The organism is Enterobacter sp. JBIWA005 (genome assembly GCF_019968805.1).
Taxonomy (GTDB): domain Bacteria; phylum Pseudomonadota; class Gammaproteobacteria; order Enterobacterales; family Enterobacteriaceae; genus Enterobacter; species Enterobacter vonholyi.
Genome location: NZ_CP074159.1, coordinates 3,236,505 through 3,254,850 on the forward strand (window position 1 = coordinate 3,236,505; position 18,346 = coordinate 3,254,850).

General features: G+C 54.7%; 11 protein-coding genes. 6 read left to right on the forward strand and 5 right to left on the reverse strand.

Features of this window, described 5'->3' with window-relative positions; all coding sequences use genetic code 11:
* Nucleotides 1-4: 4 nt before the first annotated feature.
* Nucleotides 5-1,117, reverse strand: coding sequence for a porin OmpC (locus tag KGP22_RS15335; protein ID WP_033146057.1), 1,113 nt, complete (start codon nucleotides 1,115-1,117; stop codon nucleotides 5-7).
* A 743-nt stretch (nucleotides 1,118-1,860) separates the two neighbouring features.
* On the opposite strand from KGP22_RS15335, the gene rcsD reads away from it, so the two are divergent.
* On the forward strand, nucleotides 1,861-4,533 hold the full coding sequence (gene rcsD / locus KGP22_RS15340) for a phosphotransferase RcsD (protein ID WP_223580020.1): 2,673 nt from the start codon (nucleotides 1,861-1,863) through the stop codon (nucleotides 4,531-4,533).
* A gap of 16 nt (nucleotides 4,534-4,549) precedes the next feature.
* Nucleotides 4,550-5,200, forward strand: coding sequence for a response regulator transcription factor RcsB (rcsB, locus tag KGP22_RS15345; protein WP_003859405.1), 651 nt, complete (start codon nucleotides 4,550-4,552; stop codon nucleotides 5,198-5,200).
* An 89-nt stretch (nucleotides 5,201-5,289) separates the two neighbouring features.
* Here rcsB and rcsC read toward each other — a convergent pair whose 3' ends face one another.
* The gene (gene rcsC, locus KGP22_RS15350; protein WP_223580022.1) at nucleotides 5,290-8,136 is read right to left on the reverse strand and encodes a two-component system sensor histidine kinase RcsC; all 2,847 of its coding nucleotides are present in this window, start codon (nucleotides 8,134-8,136) and stop codon (nucleotides 5,290-5,292) included.
* Nucleotides 8,137-8,271: 135 nt separating this feature from the next.
* Nucleotides 8,272-10,908 carry a DNA topoisomerase (ATP-hydrolyzing) subunit A gene (gyrA, locus tag KGP22_RS15355; protein ID WP_223580024.1) on the reverse strand — a complete coding sequence of 879 codons (2,637 nt, stop codon included), beginning with the start codon at nucleotides 10,906-10,908 and terminating at the stop codon, nucleotides 8,272-8,274.
* A 146-nt stretch (nucleotides 10,909-11,054) separates the two neighbouring features.
* Between gyrA and ubiG the strand changes: the two genes are divergently transcribed.
* The 4 genes from ubiG (at nucleotide 11,055) to yfaE (ending at nucleotide 15,850) form a co-directional block, all read left to right on the forward strand.
* Nucleotides 11,055-11,783, forward strand: a complete 729-nt coding sequence (ubiG, locus tag KGP22_RS15360; protein WP_223580026.1) for a bifunctional 2-polyprenyl-6-hydroxyphenol methylase/3-demethylubiquinol 3-O-methyltransferase UbiG — start codon at nucleotides 11,055-11,057, stop codon at nucleotides 11,781-11,783.
* A gap of 347 nt (nucleotides 11,784-12,130) precedes the next feature.
* A complete protein-coding gene (nrdA, locus tag KGP22_RS15365; protein WP_045908710.1) occupies nucleotides 12,131-14,416 on the forward strand; it encodes a class 1a ribonucleoside-diphosphate reductase subunit alpha in 2,286 nt (761 codons plus the stop codon).
* Between the two features lie 49 nt (nucleotides 14,417-14,465).
* On the forward strand, nucleotides 14,466-15,596 hold the full coding sequence (nrdB, locus tag KGP22_RS15370) for a class Ia ribonucleoside-diphosphate reductase subunit beta (RefSeq protein WP_047074992.1): 1,131 nt from the start codon (nucleotides 14,466-14,468) through the stop codon (nucleotides 15,594-15,596).
* On the forward strand, nucleotides 15,596-15,850 hold the full coding sequence (gene yfaE / locus KGP22_RS15375; protein ID WP_008500234.1) for a class I ribonucleotide reductase maintenance protein YfaE: 255 nt from the start codon (nucleotides 15,596-15,598) through the stop codon (nucleotides 15,848-15,850). The genes nrdB and yfaE overlap by 1 nt, the downstream gene beginning before the upstream one ends.
* Nucleotides 15,851-15,874: 24 nt before the next feature.
* Here yfaE and glpQ read toward each other — a convergent pair whose 3' ends face one another.
* Nucleotides 15,875-16,927, reverse strand: coding sequence for a glycerophosphodiester phosphodiesterase (glpQ, locus tag KGP22_RS15380; RefSeq protein WP_223580028.1), 1,053 nt, complete (start codon nucleotides 16,925-16,927; stop codon nucleotides 15,875-15,877).
* A gap of 11 nt (nucleotides 16,928-16,938) precedes the next feature.
* Nucleotides 16,939-18,291, reverse strand: coding sequence for a glycerol-3-phosphate transporter (gene glpT / locus KGP22_RS15385; RefSeq protein WP_045354273.1), 1,353 nt, complete (start codon nucleotides 18,289-18,291; stop codon nucleotides 16,939-16,941).
* Between the last annotated feature and the right edge of the window lie 55 nt (nucleotides 18,292-18,346).

The following is an 18,346-nucleotide window of genomic DNA, read 5'->3' on the forward strand; positions in this document are numbered from 1 at the left end:
GCGATTAGAACTGGTAAACCAGGCCCAGCGCTACGATATCGTCAGTACCGATACCCGCCTGACGGGTGAATTCATTTTCATCAACCAGGTTGATTTTGTAATCCACATAGGTGGACATGTTTTTGTTGAAGTAGTAAGTCGCACCAACGTCAACATATTTCAGCAGATCCTGATCGCCGTAACCTTCGATGTCTTTGCCTTTAGACTGCAGGTAGGCCACGGATGGACGCAGACCGAAGTCGAACTGGTACTGAGCAACCACTTCGAAGTTCTGCGCTTTGTTAGCAAAACCGTAAGCGGTAGTCGGGCTGTCGCCATTAGAGGTACCGAAACGGGTTGCGTTGTAGGTCTGGGAGTACTGCGCTGCCAGATAGATGTTGTTGGCATCGTATTTCAGGCCGCCAGAATAAACTTCTGCGTTATCGCCATGACCGTAAACGCTTGCACCGTTCTGATCGGCGGTACGTTTGGAGGAGGACATTGCGCCACCTACGCTGAAGCCTTCGCCCAGGTTATAGGTCACGGAAGCACCGTAGCCGTCGCCGTTCTGTTTCAGCAGGCTGCGTCCACCCACGTTTTCACCGCTTACGCTGCCGTTTTTACCCTGATACTGCAGAGCAAAGTTCAGACCATCCACCAGACCAAAGAAGTCCTGGTTACGGTAGGTCGCAACGCCGTTAGCACGGGACTGCAGGAAGTTGTCTGCGCCGTAGGTATCGCCACCAAATTCTGGCAGAACGTCAGTCCAGGAGGTTACGTCGTAGATTACGCCGTAGTTACGACCGTAATCGAAAGAACCCGCGTCACCGAATTTCAGACCCGCAAACGCCACACGCGTCCATGCATCATTTTCGCTTTCGGAGGTGTTGCCCTGGATCTGGTATTCCCACTGGCCGTAGCCGGTCAGCTGATCGTTAACCTGAGTTTCGCCCTTGAAGCCGAGACGCATGTAGGTCTGGTCGCCGTCGGCACCCTTGTCGTCAGAGAAATAGTGCAGACCATCAACTTTACCGTACAGATCTAATTTGTTGCCATCTTTGTTATAAATTTCGGCCGCATTTGCTGCGCCTGCCACCAGGAGTGCTGGTACCAGGAGGGACAGTACTTTAACTTTCATTTTATTAACCCTCTGTTATATGCCTTATAATTGCCACTGCTTACTGGTTAACCCTCATTAACCAGTCGGCAATTTCATTCTCCGCAAAATTACAGAATAATCCAATGCGAATATGATACGAAAACTTTGAAGATGTTTCATTTATCTATCAACATGTTTCAAAATGTAAATATCAAGGAACTTTTACAAAGCACAAATAGCTTAGAAAATTAGCACTTATAATCAAACGTAAAATACACCACATATAAATCAATAGGTTACAATAAAATCCGTTACAGCACTGAATGACAAAACAAGATCGCACCTAATCTCTAAAATAACTCTCGCTATCATCATTAACTTTATTTATTACCGTCATTCAATTTTGAATGTCTGTTTATCCCTAATTGAGCCGAATGCTTCGCATTCGGTTTTTTTTTACCTTTCTTTACGTAACTTCTCATTTTTTGTGCTACCGATCCGAAATTGTAACGACTATTAACTAATTTCTCACCGGCTATCCTTCTCTGGCACGCAAATGATATAGCGCTTAATTTCTTGTTAATTCGTGCTATTTGCTGGCTTAGCGCACTTATTATTTGTACGCGCACGGCGAGTTTGTACACGTTTATTGCTCCATCCACCGCCGATATTGTCCAGTGAAAAAGTCGCCTCTTCCCGGACAGTGGCGCTGGAAATTCAGTTATTACCCTTTATACTGCCCTATCGCCACAGAGCACGACCACAACGGGTTAAAGATATCAATGAGTCAGACTGAAACCACCGCCCCGAGCAAATTCTCCCTCCTTCCCGGGAGCATCACCCGTTTCTTTCTTCTTTTGATCGTTGTGCTGTTAGTGACCATGGGGGTGATGGTACAAAGCGCGGTTAATGCATGGCTGAAGGATAAGAGCTATCAGGTCGTCGATATCACCCACGCCGTCCATAAGCGCATAGATACCTGGCGCTACGCCACATGGCAGATTTACGACAATATCGCGGCCGCGCCTGCCTCCTCGTCCGGAGATGGACTTCAGGAGACGCGGCTTAAGCAGGATGTCTATTACCTCGAAAAACCGCAGCGTAAAACCGAGGCGCTTATTTTTGGCTCTCACGACAGCGCGACGCTTGAGATGACGCAGCGTATTTCGACCTATCTGGATACCCTCTGGGGTGCGGAAACGGTGCCATGGTCGATGTATTATCTGAATGGTCAGGACAACAGCATGATCCTGATCTCTACGCTACCGTTAAAAGATCTCTCTTCCGGGTTTAAAGAGACCACCGTGGGCAGCATCGTCGATTCCCGCCGGGCAGAGATGCTGCAGCAGGCGAATGCGCTTGATGAACGTGAGAGCTTCTCTTCTCTGCGCCGTCTGGCATGGCAAAACGGTCATTATTTTACTCTGCGCACCACGTTCAACCAGCCAGGACATCTGGCGACGGTGGTCGCCTTCGATTTACCGATAAATGATTTAATCCCACCGGACATGCCGCTCGATAGTTTCCGTCTGGAGCCCGACAGCAGCACTCAGAACATGCGTGCGGCATTTGACAAAGAGGCCGCAGAGAGCGTATCGATCTCCTTTAACGGCTCGAAAATCGAAATTGCCTCATCCCTGAACTCGACCGGTATGCGTCTGGTGTGGCAGGTGCCGTTTGGCACGCTGCTGCTGGATACCCTGCAAAATATCCTGCTGCCTCTGCTGCTGAATATCGGTCTGCTGGCGCTGGCCCTGTTTGGGTACAGCACCTTCCGTTTCCAGTCGGGGCGTCAAAGCGACGCCTCTGCGGTTCCTGCCGGCACCAGCAATGAGCTGCGCGTATTACGCGCGCTGAATGAAGAGATTGTTTCCGTGCTGCCGCTTGGGGTCTTAGTTCACGACCAGGAAGCGAATCGCACGGTGATGAGCAACAAAATTGCCGACCATCTGCTGCCGCATCTTAACCTGCAGAACATCACCACCATGGCGGATCAGCACCAGGGGGTGATTCAGGCCACCATCAACAATGAACTGTACGAGATCCGCCAGTTCCGCAGCCAGGTGGCTCCACGCACGCAAATCTTCATCATCCGCGATCAGGATCGCGAAGTGCTGGTGAATAAAAAGCTCAAGCAGGCGCAAAGGCTGTATGAGAAAAACCAGCAGGGGCGCGCCGCATTTATGCAGAACATTGGCGATGCCTTCAAGCAGCCGTTAAAAACGCTGGCGACCCAGGCGGCGGCGTTAAATACGTCAGAAAGCCACCAGCTTGCCTGTCAGGCCGACTCGCTGGTCAGAATGGTTGATGAGATCCAGCTGGCGAACATGCTGGAGAATGATTTCTGGAAGGGAACGCCAAGCCTTTTCTCTATTCAGGCTCTGATTGATGAAGTGGTTCCGGAAGTCCTGCCCGTGATTAAGCGCAAAGGTCTGCAGCTGCTGATCAATAACAATCTCCCGGCAAATGACGAACGCCACGGCGATCGTGAAGCGCTGCGCCGCATACTGTTGATGATTATTCAGTACGCGGTGACTACCACGCAGATTGGCAAGATCACCCTTGAAGTCAGTACGGAAGAGTCGGCAGAAGACCGCCTGACGTTCCGCATCCTGGACACTGGTGAAGGCGTCACCACGAGTGAAATTGATAATCTGCACTTCCCGTTCCTGAATGACACACAAAGCGATCGCTACGGCAAGGCAAATGCCCTTACCTTCTGGCTATGCGATCAGCTGGCGCGTAAGCTCGGCGGCCATCTGAATATCAAGGCCCGTGAATCCCTCGGCACCCGCTATTCTCTGCACGTCAAAATGGCCGCCAATCCGCAGGAAGAAGATGAAGAACGTCTGCTCGATGATGTCGTGGTGATGGTCGACGTTACGTCGAACGAGATCCGCAATATTGTCGTTCGCCAGCTAGAAAACTGGGGTGCGGCCTGCATCACGCCGGATGAAAGACTTGCAAGTCAAGAATTTGATCTGTTTTTAACTGATAATCCGTCTAATCTTACTGCCTCCGGCTTGCTTTTAAGCGATGATGAGTCAGGCGTGCGGAAAATCGGCCCTGGCCAGCTGCGCGTCAACTTTAATATAAGCAATGCGATGCAGGAAGCTGTACTACAACTAATAGAAGAGCAGCTGGCGCAGGAAGAGATAGCGGAATCCCCGCTTGGCGGTAATGAAAATGCCGAGCTTCACGCCAGCGGATACTATTCACTCTTTGTTGATACAGTACCAGATGATGTTAAGCGGTTGTATACTGAGTCCGCTGCGAATGATTTTGCAGCGCTGGCACAGACAGCACACCGGCTTAAAGGGGTGTTTGCCATGCTTAATCTGGTTCCCGGCAAGCAGTTATGTGAAACGCTGGAACATCTAATTCGTGAGAAAGATGCCTCTGGCATTGAAAAATACATCAGCGACATTGACGCCTACGTCAAAAGCTTGCTGTAGCAAGGTAGCCTTATACATGAACAATATGAACGTAATTATTGCCGATGACCATCCGATTGTACTGTTCGGTATTCGCAAATCACTTGAACAGATCGAGTGGGTGAATGTAGTCGGTGAATTTGAAGACTCTACAGCACTGATCAATAACCTCCCAAAGCTTGATGCACACGTGCTCATTACCGACCTCTCCATGCCTGGAGACAAATACGGTGATGGGATCACGCTCATCAAATATATTAAACGCCACTTCCCGGATATCTCGATCATTGTTCTGACCATGAACAACAACCCGGCGATCCTGAGCGCGGTACTGGATCTGGACATCGAAGGGATTGTGCTGAAACAGGGCGCACCGACCGATCTGCCAAAAGCGCTCGCAGCGCTGCAGAAAGGCAAGAAGTTCACGCCTGAAAGCGTTTCTCGTCTGCTGGAAAAAATCAGCGCGGGTGGCTATGGTGACAAACGCCTGTCTCCGAAAGAGAGTGAAGTTCTGCGCCTGTTCGCAGAAGGTTTCCTGGTGACCGAGATTGCCAAGAAGCTGAACCGCAGTATTAAAACCATCAGCAGCCAGAAGAAATCAGCGATGATGAAGCTGGGCGTGGACAACGATATTGCACTGCTGAACTATCTCTCCTCCGTCACGCTGAGCGCGACGGACAAGGATTGATCCCGACGGGTGTGCGGCCTGATGCCCTCACCCCATCCCTCTCCCACCGGGAGAAGGGGAAAAACATAAAAGGCCCTTGCGGGCCTTTTTTATATTCTGGTTTTTCTCACGCGCTCCGCGTAAATCGACAAGGTCTGCTTCAGCACGTCCAGCGTCACCGGTTTGGACAGACAGCTGTCCATGCCTGACTCCAGACAGCGCTGCTTCTCTTCCGCCAGCGCGTTCGCCGTTACGCCCACCACCGGCAACGTCAGGCCAAGCTGCCGGATGCGCTGCGTCAGACGGTAGCCGTCCATGTTAGGCATGTTGACGTCACTCAGCACGATATCAATATGATTCTTACTCAGCACGTTCAGCGCATCCACGCCGTCATTGGCGGTTTTGCACTGATAGCCCAGCGATCCAAGCTGGTCAGCCAGCAGGCGACGGTTAATTGGATGGTCATCCACCACCAGAATCATCATATCGTCATTCACCGACGCCAGAGACTCCGGTGACGGCAATCCGCCCGCGCCGTCGCTCTCTTCCAGTTCCACTTTGTAGATGCGCGCCAGCAGGCTCAACAGCTCGTGTGGGGTTGCGACACTGTGTACCCATTCTCCTGGCGCACGCTCAACCGGGATACCGATGTGCCGACGGCAGAAGAGCACTGACCCTCTCCCCTGCCACGGCAGCTCCAGCATCTCGTCGGCGATCAGCACATCGTCCACGTCCGGCGTTTGACCTTCATAGCGGCACACCCTCACGCCGCTGTGGGTAAGCAGCGCCGTCAGATAGTCATTCAGCGAGGCGTTATGCACCGCCAGCCAGCAGCGCTTGTCGCTCAGCCCGTCTACCGTCGCTTTAGCCGGATATTGCGCCGAATAAAGCGGAATGCGAATGGTGAACTGGCTGCCCATGCCGGGCTCGGTATCCACGGAGATATCGCCGTCCATCATGCTGACGAGCTTCTCACAAATCGCCAGCCCCAGTCCGGTTCCCTGGAAGTTACGCTGCACGCCGGTACCGACCTGGAAGAACGGGTCGAACAGACGAACCACCTCCTTCGCCGGGATGCCGACCCCCGTGTCGCGCACGCGAATGCTCAGGTAATCTCCTGCCCGGCAGACGTGCAACACAATACAGCCGGTATCGGTGAATTTGATGGCGTTGCTGAGCAGGTTAGAGATGACCTGCTGCAGGCGCATCGGATCGCCGTGCAGCGTCAGCGGCACGTCCGGTTCGATAAAGCAGTAGAGCCCCAGCTGTTTACGCACGACCAGCGGCAGATAGTTGGCGCTGATGTGGTTCATCACCTCGCGCGGTGAGAATTCCCGCGGCTCAATTTTCAGCTGCTCAGACTCAATTTTAGAGAAGTCGAGAATATCGCTAATGATTTTCAGCAGCAGGCTGGAGGAGTTGTTCATCGCCGTCACCAGTCTGTCGACTCCTTTCGGCAATTCCTTCGTCTGCAGCAGATCGAGGTTACCGATAATCCCGTACAGCGGCGTACGCAGCTCGTGGCTTACGGTCGCAAGGAACATGGATTTCGACTGACTCGCCTGCTCTGCGGCCTGCGCCATCTCCTGTAACGACTCTTCCATTTTCACGCGTGCGGAAACATCCACCAGCACGCAAATCGCCACGTTTTCATTGCGATAGCGGGAATGCACGAAGCTGATCTGCAGATTGGTGTGCGTACTGGTCAACACGTCGACGAAGTTAACCTGCTGGCCGCAGATAATTTGCGTCAGCCTCTGCCGGTCTTCATGCGTCAGCATGTTCAGGTAGTTATGCGCCAGTTCATTACTCAGGATATTGGTTCCGTCCTGGGTACGCAGAATACAGATCCCCACCGGCGCCGAGGCGACAATCTTGCGGTTAAACTGCTCGTGTTCCTCGAGCCGCTGGGCGTCGCTTTCTGCGGGAATAAAGATTTTCCGCTCATACATGCGCGCCAGCGTGAACAGCGCGCCCCCCGCCAGCAGGTTCAGCAGAATCGCATTCATGATAAGAATGCGTATCCGCTCAAGCACCATATCTACCGGCAGCGAATAGACGATACTCAGCGACGAAGGCGGCAGGCTCTTCTTCAGGACCAGCTCGCGGAAACCCGAGGTATAGCCAAACCACGACCGCTCCTGCATCCAGTGTGGTTCGACGTTTAGACGGTTATCGGGCCCGGTAAGGGAGATCAGCTGATGACCATTTTCATCCAGAATGGTCACCCCCATGGGCAGGCTGCCCGGGGTGAAGAAGTTCTCCATGCGAATGGTCTGCTCAATCCCCATCAGCGCCTGCAGGCGATTGCCCAGATAGACCGGCGTCAGGGCGTAAAAATACCCCACGCCCGGGCGCGGGCCCTGGCTCACCCAGAAGATGTTATTCCCGCGCTCGTCCTGCGGCGCATTGCGGTATTTCACAATACGTTCATGCAGGCTTTTCAGCGCATCATCACGCTCAACGGGCACATCGCGCAGGCCAAAGTCAGCCATGCAAAGATTCTCGCTGCCAATCAGGAAGACGCGGTTCAGGTCATAGGCGGCGGAGAAATTGTCGCGCCAGTAGCGCATAAACCAGGCAAGGGATTCCAGCGACCCGCGCCAGGTATTGCTCATGGTGGAGCAATCGGAATCCGGGAACAGCGGCTGGAAGTCCGGGACCTCGGTTTTGTCATCACGCCCGCGAAGCGCAAGGATGCCGTTTTCCGCCGTCAGACGATTTTCGGCAATATACTTCAGCTCCTTCATGACGTCAGACGTTCGCTGAATGTAGCGCTGAGCCTGGTCGGAGCTTAAGTTAAACTCCTGGCGGATCTCCGCTTCTTTCTGGTGCAGGGCGTTAACGATGTAAAACACCGAGAACAGGGCCACCAGCAGCCAAAGCAGGAGCGCCAGCGCCCGAAACAGATAGCGAGAGACTTTCAGCGTAGTACGAAAGGAGACGAGGTATTTCAAGGGGGCGAGGCTCCGCCGTCGGGGTCAAAAGAATGTGGTTAAGGTAGCGGTAAACGCGCCAGGTCGCAACGTTGACTTATCTGCTAATGCAAAAGAAAAGGGCCGGAATCCGGCCCTTTTTTGCATCAGGAGACATTACTCGTCAGCGTCATCCGCTACGTCATCGTCGGTGTCGGCTTCCGGCGCGATATCATCATCGCCTTCCGCAACGCTGCCGTCGATGGAGTCGAGCTCTTCGTCATCCACCGGCTCGGCAACGCGCTGCAGACCCACCACGTTTTCATCTTCCGCTGTACGGATGAGGATCACGCCCTGGGTGTTACGACCCACCACGCTGATCTCAGACACGCGGGTACGCACCAGCGTACCGGCATCGGTGATCATCATGATCTGGTCCGCATCATCCACCTGCACCGCGCCGACAACGGAACCGTTGCGCTCGGTCACCTTGATGGAGATAACGCCCTGCGTACCGCGAGACTTGGTTGGGTATTCCCCTTCCGCCGTACGTTTACCGTAACCATTCTGCGTCACGGTCAGGATAGCCCCTTCACCGCGCGGAATAATCAGAGAAACAACGCTGTCTTCGCCAGCCAGCTTGATACCACGCACGCCCGTCGCGGTACGGCCCATTGCACGGACGGCGTCTTCTTTGAAGCGCACCACTTTACCGGCCGCAGAGAACAGCATGACTTCATCAGATCCCGAGGTCAGATCCACGCCAATCAGCTCGTCGCCTTCGTTCAGGTTCACGGCGATAATACCGGCAGAACGCGGACGGCTGAATTCGGTCAGCGCGGTTTTCTTCACGGTACCGCTGGCGGTCGCCATAAAGACGTTCACGCCCTCTTCGTACTCGCGTACCGGTAGAATAGCGGTGATACGTTCGTTCGCTTCCAGCGGCAGCAGGTTAACGATTGGACGACCACGCGCGCCGCGGCTTGCTTCCGGCAGCTGATAAACTTTCATCCAGTACAGACGACCGCGGCTGGAGAAGCAGAGGATCGTGTCGTGGGTGTTCGCCACCAGCAGGCGGTCAATAAAGTCTTCTTCTTTAATACGTGCTGCAGATTTACCTTTACCGCCACGACGCTGTGCTTCGTAGTCCGTTAACGGCTGATACTTCACGTAGCCCTGGTGAGACAGGGTCACAACAACGTCTTCCTGGTTGATCAGGTCTTCGATGTTGATGTCCGCGCTGTTGGCGGTGATTTCGGTGCGGCGCTCGTCGCCGAACTGATCGCGGACCAGCTCCAGCTCTTCGCGGATCACTTCCATCAGGCGCTCTGCGCTGCCCAGAATGTGCAGCAGCTCAGCAATCTGTTCCAGCAGCTCTTTGTATTCGTCGAGCAGTTTTTCATGCTCAAGGCCGGTCAGTTTCTGCAGACGCAGATCCAGAATCGCCTGGGCCTGCTGTTCCGTCAGGTAGTACTGACCGTCACGCACGCCGAATTCAGGTTCCAGCCACTCAGGACGCGCCGCGTCATCGCCCGCACGTTCCAGCATCGCAGCGACGTTACCCAGATCCCACGGACGGGAAATCAGGGCAGCTTTCGCTTCCGCCGGGGTTGGCGCACGACGGATCAGTTCGATGATCGGGTCGATGTTGGCCAGCGCAACCGCCAGCGCTTCAAGGATGTGCGCACGATCGCGCGCTTTGCGCAGTTCGAAGATGGTACGACGGGTCACCACTTCACGACGGTGACGAACGAACGCGCTCAGGATCTCTTTCAGGTTCATGATCTTCGGCTGACCATGGTGCAGCGCAACCATGTTGATACCGAAGGAGACCTGAAGCTGAGTCTGGGAGTACAGGTTGTTCAGCACAACCTCACCCACCGCGTCGCGTTTGATCTCAATCACGATGCGCATACCGTCTTTGTCAGACTCGTCACGCAGCGCGCTGATGCCTTCAACACGTTTTTCTTTTACCAGCTCGGCGATTTTTTCAATCAGACGCGCTTTGTTCACCTGATACGGGATCTCGTGAACAATAATGGTTTCACGGCCGGTTTTGGCGTCCGCTTCCACTTCGGCGCGGGCACGGATGTAAATCTTGCCGCGGCCGGTACGGTACGCTTCTTCAATGCCGCGACGACCATTGATGATCGCCGCCGTCGGGAAGTCCGGGCCCGGAATGTGTGTCATCAGCCCTTCAATGCTGATGTCTTCATCGTCGATATAGGCCAGGCAGCCGTTGATCACTTCCGTGATGTTGTGCGGCGGAATGTTGGTTGCCATACCGACCGCGATACCGGAAGAACCGTTAACCAACAGGTTCGGGATCTTGGTTGGCATCACATCTGGGATGCGCTCGGTGCCGTCGTAGTTATCGACGAAATCAACGGTCTCTTTTTCCAGGTCGGCCATCAGCTCATGAGCGATTTTCGACATACGGATTTCCGTATAACGCATCGCCGCAGCGGAGTCGCCGTCGACTGAACCAAAGTTGCCCTGACCATCTACCAGCATGTAGCGCAAGGAGAATGGCTGCGCCATACGAACGATGGTGTCATAAACGGCGGTATCACCATGCGGGTGATATTTACCGATGACGTCACCGACGACGCGGGCAGATTTTTTATAGGCTTTATTCCAGTCATTGCCCAATACGTTCATGGCGTATAGTACGCGACGGTGTACCGGCTTCAGGCCATCGCGGACGTCCGGCAGCGCACGGCCAACAATGACCGACATCGCATAGTCCAGATAGGAGCTCTTCAGCTCTTCCTCGATGTTAACCGGTGTAATTTCTCTCGCAAGGTCGCTCATCTAACCGCTATCCCTCTACTGTATCCCGGATTCAAAGGTCGCAAATTATAACACAGCCGAGGTGATTGAGGTAAACCTATACGCTTTATTCACGGGGATTGCCTGATATACTCCTTTGTCTTGCTAAATAAGGAGTAAAAGCGCCCATGAATGCCGAAAAATCCCCGATGGCTCACAACGTTGACCACGAAGAGATTGCCAAATTTGAAGCGGTGGCGTCCCGCTGGTGGGATCTCGAAGGTGAGTTCAAACCGCTGCATCGCATTAATCCGCTGCGTCTGGGCTATATCGCGGAGCGTTCCGGCGGCCTGTTCGGTAAGAAAGTGCTCGACGTCGGCTGCGGCGGCGGCATCCTGGCGGAAAGCATGGCGCGCGAAGGGGCGAACGTCACGGGCCTGGATATGGGCTTTGAACCTTTGCAGGTTGCCCGTCTTCATGCGCTGGAGTCTGGCATACAGGTAGACTACGTGCAGGAAACCGTGGAAGAACACGCGGCAAAACACGCCCATCAGTACGATGTGGTGACCTGCATGGAGATGCTGGAGCACGTACCCGATCCGCAGTCGGTGGTACATGCCTGTGCAAAACTGGTGAAGCCGGGCGGTCAGGTCTTCTTCTCAACCATCAACCGTAACGGTAAAGCGTGGCTGATGGCCGTCGTTGGCGCGGAGTATGTACTGCGCATGGTGCCGAAAGGGACGCACGACGTGAAGAAATTCATCAAGCCTGCGGAGCTGTTAAGCTGGGTTGACCAGACGTGGCTCAAAGAGCAGCACATCACCGGCCTGCACTACAATCCGCTAACCAATAAATTCAAACTCGCACCGGGCGCTGATGTTAACTATATGTTGCACACAACCGCCAAAAACGACTAACGTCATTCGTTATTCTTATAAAGATTGCGCGACATCATGTTGCGCAATTCTGACCTCCCGTTGAAGAAATCAGCACTCGATCAAATTTTGAATTTTTTTTCTTAATTATTGACATGTCTTCCAGGCCTTACGGTACGAGGACTTAGCCTTTTTTACCCTTTCACAACCTCAATTTAACGCCAAAATCAACCCTTGTGCTGAAAAGATTCGATACTAGAATACTCACCATATAGCGTTTTTCTTATCGCAAACCCCCTACATGTAGTATTTATCCACAGAGTTAGTCACAAGACGGATCTGTGGATAAACGGGGGATATTTTTTATTTCACGGACAGGTAAAACCCACATGAATCAGAGTCTGCTGGTGACAAAGCGCGACGGTACTACCGAGCGTATCAATCTGGACAAAATCCATCGAGTTCTCGACTGGGCAGCAGAAGGACTGAACAACGTATCTATCTCCCAGGTTGAACTGCGCTCCCACATTCAGTTCTACGACGGCATCAAAACGTCTGATATCCACGAAACGATCATTAAAGCAGCGGCAGACCTCATCTCCCGCGAAGCACCGGATTATCAGTACCTCGCTGCACGTCTGGCGATTTTCCACCTGCGTAAAAAAGCCTACGGCCAGTTTGAGCCGCCGAAGCTTTACGATCACGTGGTGAAAATGGTTGAGCTGGGCAAATACGACACGCATCTGCTGGAAGACTATACGGAAGAAGAGTTCGAGCAGATGAACGGGTTTATCGATCACTGGCGCGACATGAACTTCTCCTACGCGGCGGTGAAGCAGCTCGAAGGCAAATACCTGGTTCAGAACCGTGTAACCGGTGAGATCTACGAAAGCGCCCAGTTCCTCTACATTCTGGTGGCAGCCTGCCTGTTCTCTAACTACCCGCGTGACACCCGTCTGGATTACGTGAAGCGTTTCTACGATGCGGTATCCACGTTCAAGATTTCTCTGCCGACGCCGATCATGTCTGGCGTGCGTACCCCAACCCGTCAGTTCAGCTCCTGCGTACTGATCGAGTGTGGTGACAGCCTGGATTCAATCAACGCCACCTCCAGCGCCATCGTGAAATACGTCTCCCAGCGTGCCGGTATCGGCATCAACGCCGGTCGCATCCGTGCGCTGGGCAGCCCGATTCGCGGCGGTGAAGCGTTCCACACCGGCTGTATCCCGTTCTATAAACACTTCCAGACGGCCGTAAAATCCTGCTCACAGGGCGGCGTGCGCGGCGGTGCTGCGACCCTGTTCTACCCGATGTGGCACCTGGAAGTGGAAAGCCTGCTGGTTCTGAAAAACAACCGAGGCGTGGAAGGCAACCGCGTGCGTCACATGGACTACGGCGTGCAGATCAACAAGCTGATGTACACCCGTCTGCTGAAAGGCGAAGACATCACCCTGTTCAGCCCGTCCGACGTCCCGGGCCTGTATGACGCGTTCTTTGCCGATCAGGACGAGTTCGAGCGTCTGTACACCAAATACGAAAAAGACGACAGCATCCGTAAGCAGCGCGTGAAGGCAGTAGACCTGTTCTCCCTGATGATGCAGGAACGTGCCTCTACCGGCCGTATCTACATCCAGAACGTTGACCATTGCAACACCCACAGCCCGTTTGATCCAGTGGTTGCGCCAGTGCGCCAGTCTAACCTGTGCCTGGAGATCGCCCTGCCGACCAAACCGCTGGAAGACGTGAACGACGAAAACGGCGAAATCGCGCTGTGTACGCTGTCCGCGTTCAACCTGGGCGCGATTAAGAGCCTGGACGAGCTGGAAGAGCTGGCCGTGCTGGCGGTTCGTGCGCTCGACGCCCTTCTGGACTACCAGGATTACCCAATCCCGGCCGCTAAACGCGGTGCGATGGGCCGCCGTACCCTGGGTATCGGCGTGATCAACTTCGCCTACTGGCTGGCGAAAAACGGCAAGCGTTACTCTGACGGCAGCGCCAACAACCTGACGCACCAGACGTTCGAAGCGATTCAGTACTACCTGATGAAAGCGTCCAACGAGCTGGCGAAAGAGCAAGGCGCGTGCCCGTGGTTCAACGAAACCACCTACGCGAAAGGCATTCTGCCAATCGACACCTACAAGAAAGACCTGGATGCGATTGTCAGCGAGCCGCTGCACCTCGACTGGGAAGGCCTGCGCGAGTCCATCAAGACTCACGGCCTGCGTAACTCCACGCTCTCTGCCCTGATGCCGTCTGAGACCTCTTCGCAGATCTCTAACGCCACCAACGGTATTGAGCCACCGCGCGGCCACGTCAGCATCAAAGCGTCGAAAGACGGCGTGCTGCGTCAGGTGGTACCGGATTACGAGACGCTGGGTGACAACTACGAGCTGCTGTGGGAAATGCCAAACAACGACGGCTACCTGCAGCTGGTGGGTATCATGCAGAAGTTTATCGACCAGTCGATCTCTGCCAATACAAACTATGACCCGACGCGCTTCCCGTCAGGCAAGGTCCCGATGCAGCAGCTGCTGAAAGACCTGCTCACCGCCTACAAATTTGGCGTGAAAACCCTGTACTATCACAACACCCGTGATGGTGCGGAAGACGCGCAGGACGACCTGGTACCGTCAATTCAGGACGATGGCTGCGAAAGCGGCGCATGTAAGATCTAATGAAGGGCGGGGATATCCCCGCCTTTATTTCGTAAGACAGGACACACTCATGGCATATACCACCTTTTCACAGACGAAAAACGACCAGCTCAAAGAGCCGATGTTCTTCGGCCAGCCGGTCAACGTGGCACGCTACGATCAGCAAAAATATGACATCTTCGAAAAGCTGATTGAAAAGCAACTCTCCTTCTTCTGGCGTCCGGAAGAAGTGGACGTATCCCGCGACCGTATTGACTACCAGTCGCTGCCGGATCACGAAAAACATATCTTCATCAGCAACCTGAAGTACCAGACGCTGCTGGACTCTATTCAGGGACGTAGCCCTAACGTGGCGCTGCTGCCGCTGATCTCGATTCCTGAGCTGGAGACCTGGGTGGAAACCTGGGCATTCTCCGAGACCATTCACTCCCGCTCTTACACGCACATTATCCGCAACATCGTGAACGATCCGGCGGTGGTGTTTGACGATATCGTCACCAACGAGCAGATCCAGAAGCGCGCGGAAGGCATTGCCCACTACTACGACGAGCTGATCGAGATGACCAGCTACTGGCACCTGCTGGGCGAAGGCACCCACCACGTGAACGGTAAAACCATCACCGTGAACCTGCGCGCGCTGAAAAAGCAGCTGTACCTGTGCCTGATGAGCGTCAACGCGCTGGAAGCGATCCGCTTCTATGTCAGCTTCGCCTGCTCCTTCGCCTTTGCCGAGCGCAAGCTGATGGAAGGCAACGCCAAAATCATCCGTCTGATTGCCCGTGATGAAGCCCTGCACCTGACCGGCACCCAGCACATGCTGAACCTGCTGCGCAGCGGTACGGACGATCCGGAGATGGCGGAAATCGCTGAAGAGTGCAAGCAGGAGTGCTACGACCTGTTCGTGCTGGCCGCTCAGCAGGAGAAAGAGTGGGCAGACTACCTGTTCCGCGACGGCTCCATGATTGGCCTGAACAAAGATATCCTGTGCCAGTACGTTGAGTACATCACCAACATCCGCATGCAGGCTGTTGGTCTCGACCTTCCGTTCCAGACGCGCTCTAACCCGATTCCGTGGATCAACACCTGGCTGGTGTCCGATAACGTGCAGGTTGCGCCGCAGGAAGTGGAAGTCAGCTCTTATCTGGTCGGTCAGATTGATTCTGAAGTCAACACCGACGACCTGAGCAACTTCCAGCTCTGATGTCACGCGTCACGTTAAGTCTTTCCGGCACTGAGGTACTGTGTCGGGAGGAGCATCCTTCTCTGCTGGTGGCGCTTGAGGCGCATCAGGTAGAAGTAGAGTACCAGTGTCGTTCCGGCTACTGCGGTTCCTGCCGCTGCCGTCTGGTCGCCGGCCAGGTGGACTGGCTGACCGAGCCGCTGGCCTTTATCAATGAAGGGGAAATTTTGCCCTGCTGCTGCCGGGCAAAAGGCGATATAGAGATCGAGATGTAAAAAAGGGCCTTACGGCCCTTTTTTCTATTTTAAGAACGTCACCGCTTTATCCGGGAAATCCGTAAACAGTCCGTCCACGCCCGCCTGCTTATACAACACTTCATAAAGCTGATTCACGTCCGTGGCATATGGCGGCAGCTGGTCTGCACGCACGGTATACGGGTGCACCTGCATCCTGCTGGCGTGCGCCTCTTTCACCATCGCAGTCAGCTTCACGTGACCCGGCGTTGAACCTTCCGCCACCAGCATGTGGTAATCCGGCCCGATGCCGTCGGCGTACTGCGCAATCTGCTTCATCGCGCCCGGCTTAAACATCCAGTCGTAGCTGTAGTTAACCCACTTCCCGTCCGGCTGCTTCTCCTGGGTTTCATTCCAGTCGGTATAGGCAATCAGCTGCACCAGATTGAGATCCATCCCCATCTTCGGCTCCAGCTCGGTTTTGATGCGTTTCAGCTCGGCGGCATCAAAACACTGCAGGTAGACCTTGTCCTTCTTGCCGGTGTAGCCGTACTGCTTCAGCACCTCGAGCGTCTTCGCGGCAATATCTTTTCCTTCCTGATGGTGGAACCACGGCGCTTTGATTTCCGGATAGATGCCGATGTTTTTACCGGTTGAGTGGTTCAGCCCCTGAACAAACTCAATCTCTTCCTGGAAGGTATGAATGCGAAAGTCAGATTTGCCCATCGGGAAACGTCCCGGATAGACCTGCACCTTCTTGCCGTTTTCAATCTCAAAGCCCTCGGTAAACTTCAGGGAACGGATCTCCGCCAGCGTGAAGTCGATGGCATAGAAGCGGCCATCTTTGCGCGCGCGGTCCGGGAAACGATCCGCCACGTCCGTCACGCGGTCAAGATAGTGATCGTGCAGGACGACCAGCTGGTCGTCCTTCGTCATCACCAGATCCTGCTCCAGGTAATCCGCACCCTGCGCATAGGCCATCGCCTTCGCCGGCAGCGTATGCTCCGGCAGATAGCCGCTGGCGCCGCGGTGGGCAATAACAATTTTATCCGCCGCCAGCGCGGACCCGGTCATCAGGCCCGCCAGCAGCAGGCCGGTTGCAAGTTGGGTTAATTTCATCGCTAAGCTCCTTATTGACGACGCGCCAGCACTTCCGCGTGGTGACGTTTCTCACCGATCATCACAACAATCAGCAGCAGTACCGCCAGCACGCTACCGCCGATCATCACCATAAAGCCGCCGTCCCAGCCAAAGAAGTCAACGGTGTAGCCCACGATGGCGCTCGCCGCGACCGAACCGCCCAGGTAGCCGAACAGGCCGGTAAAGCCCGCCGCCGTGCCCGCCGCTTTTTTCGGCGCCAGCTCCAGGGCATGCAGACCGATCAGCATCACAGGACCGTAAATCAGGAAGCCGATGACGATCATGCAGGCCATATCTACTGATGGGTTGCCCGGCGGGTTGAGCCAGTACACCACGGTAGCAATGGTCACCAGAGTCATAAAGAACACGCCCGTCGCGCCGCGGTTACCTTTAAACACCTTGTCCGACATCCAGCCGCAAAGCAGCGTGCCCGGGATCCCGGCATATTCATACAGGAAGTACGCCCAGGAGGATTTATCCAGCGCAAAGTGCTTCACCTCTTTCAGGTAGGTTGGCGACCAGTCGAGGATGCCGTAGCGCAGCAGGTAAACGAACACGTTCGCGACCGCGATGTACCACAGCAGCTTGTTCGGCAGCACGTACTTCATGAAGATCTGTTTCGCAGTCAGCTCTTCTTCGTGCTCCTTGCTGTAATCATCCGGATAGTCGTTTTTGTACTCTTCAATCGGCGGCAGGCCGCAGGACTGCGGCGTATCGCGCATCAGGGCGAAGGCAATAATCGCCACCAGAATGGCGCCAAAGGCAGGCATATAGAGCGCCGCATGCCAGTCGTTGAACCAGGCCATCCCCAGCAGGAACAGCAGAGGCGGAATACCGCCGCCCACGTTATGGGCGCAGTTCCACACCGACACGATGCCGCCGCGCTCTTTCTGCGACCACCAGTGCACCATGGTACGCCCGCACGGCGGCCACCCCATCCCCTGGAACCAGCCGCAGAGGAACAGCAGCACGAACATGATGGCAATGCTGGAGGTTGCCCACGGCACAAAGCCCATGAACAGCATGACCGCAGCCGCCAGGATCAGACCGGCGGGCAGGAACACGCGCGGATTCGAGCGATCCGACACGGAACCCATGATGAATTTGGAAAAACCGTAGGCGATGGAGATCCCCGACAGCGCGAACCCCAGATCGCCACGGGAAAAGCCCTGCTCCACCAGATACGGCATGGCGAGCGCGAAGTTTTTACGTACAAGGTAGTACGCCGCGTACCCGAAGAAGATCCCCAGGAAGATTTGCCAACGCAGACGGCGATAGAGCGGATCTATTTCTGCCTCTGGCAGACGCGCCCTGTGCGGCGCAGGTTTGAAGATACTGAGCATAACAGCCTCCGTGGCCTTGAAATGAATGAGCAGGTGGCTCGCACCTGAATTCCAG